The following is a 1,411-nucleotide window of genomic DNA, read 5'->3' as shown; positions in this document are numbered from 1 at the left end:
TTAAATGCGATCGCACTCAATCGGGGGGACGTAGTACTTTAGGCTATGACGATGAGGGGGTACCAGCACAAGATTGGTATGTTGTCAAGGATGGCATTTTAGTAGACTACCTCACTGACCGGGAAACGGCTTATCGACTAGGTAATGCCAGTAGTAACGGTTGCGCTTACGCCGATAGTTGGTCAAGTGTACCGATGGTGCGGATTCCTAATTTAGGGTTGGAACCGGGAGCAGAGGGAGGAAGTCACTCTGCCACACTATCAGAAATGATTGCTGAGACTGAGGAAGGGATTTTAATTGATGGTAGAGGTAGTTTTTCCATTGACCAGCAGCGACGTAATTTTCAGTTTGGTGGAGATGCTTTCTGGAAGGTGGAGAAAGGTAAAGTAGTGGGCATGCTGAAGGATGTCACCTATCATTCTATGAGTACTGATTTCTGGAATAGTGTTGATGCCATTGGAGTGGCTTCGGAACGGGAGCAGTGTGGTACCCATATGTGTGGTAAAGGCGAACCGATGCAAATTGCTCAAATGACCCATTCTTGTGTGCCGGTGCGGGTGCGCAATATTCAGATTGGGGGATCCTAAATCGTTAATTGTTAATAGTTTTTTTATGGTTAGTTGGGCACCTCGATTAATTAGTGTTAGGTAAAACAGAGGGGAATTTTACTATCCATTACTCAACTCACTATCCAAGATGGAGGAAAAGTATCGGCATTGCTCAATCAAGCAATGCCCTTATTATTTATTATTTCAAATATGAAAAAATTACTTTTTCTGGTTAACCATTCCGAGATTAAGCAACGCCAAAAAATAACGCCCACTCCGTTGGTTACCCCTTCGTAAACTCCCTCGGACTAGACTGCTCAACTCAAGCGGGCTCGGGTGCTATCGCTAATTAGTTTTAGGAAAACGAAACCGTAATAGCGATAGCACCCGAAAGCCCGCACAGTCACGAGCAGGCTAGTGATGCGTGGTTGAACTTATCGCAGGGACGGCGATCCACCGCCCAGATTGCAAGGCTGTTTACCAACTGATGGAATGGACGTGATTTATTGAGACTGACGAGCGTGCTGCATCCGCAACGCCAGTATGTGCTCACAAGGACCTTTGTACAGCTTATTTTGCTGATACCAATTACAGGTACACTCTGCCGCTATTATACGTTCATCAGGATCAATTGTCAAAGCGGGATTATAGGTTTTGCTTTTATCTGTGACATTTCCCTGTAGCTGGAGTGTACCTTGAGTGTCGTTTACTGAGGTTACTTGTACGGCATTGTTATTTAAGAAGCGGGTTGCTGTTTCTTCTCGCTGATTGGCAAACCGTAACCGTTCCATGGGTAAGGGCTCTCGGGAGAGTTCCCGGACTCGATATACTTGCTTGTTTAAGTCGTAAATGGCTCGTCCGGC

General features: G+C 45.7%; 2 protein-coding genes. One reads left to right on the top strand and one right to left on the bottom strand.

What is annotated here, in order from left to right; all coding sequences use genetic code 11:
• Nucleotides 1-587: TldD/PmbA family protein (locus F6K49_RS49095; protein ID WP_293110003.1), on the top strand; the 587-nt coding region annotated here is incomplete at its 5' end.
• 464 nt (nt 588-1,051) lie between these two features.
• Here F6K49_RS49095 and F6K49_RS49090 read toward each other — a convergent pair.
• On the bottom strand, nt 1,052-1,411 hold a 360-nt coding region (locus F6K49_RS49090), incomplete at its 5' end, for an SWIM zinc finger family protein (protein WP_293110000.1).

It is taken from the genome of Moorena sp. SIO3I6, from assembly GCF_010672095.1.
Note: the sequence above shows the minus strand (reverse complement) of the source record. Positions and strands in the feature narration are given on the sequence as shown.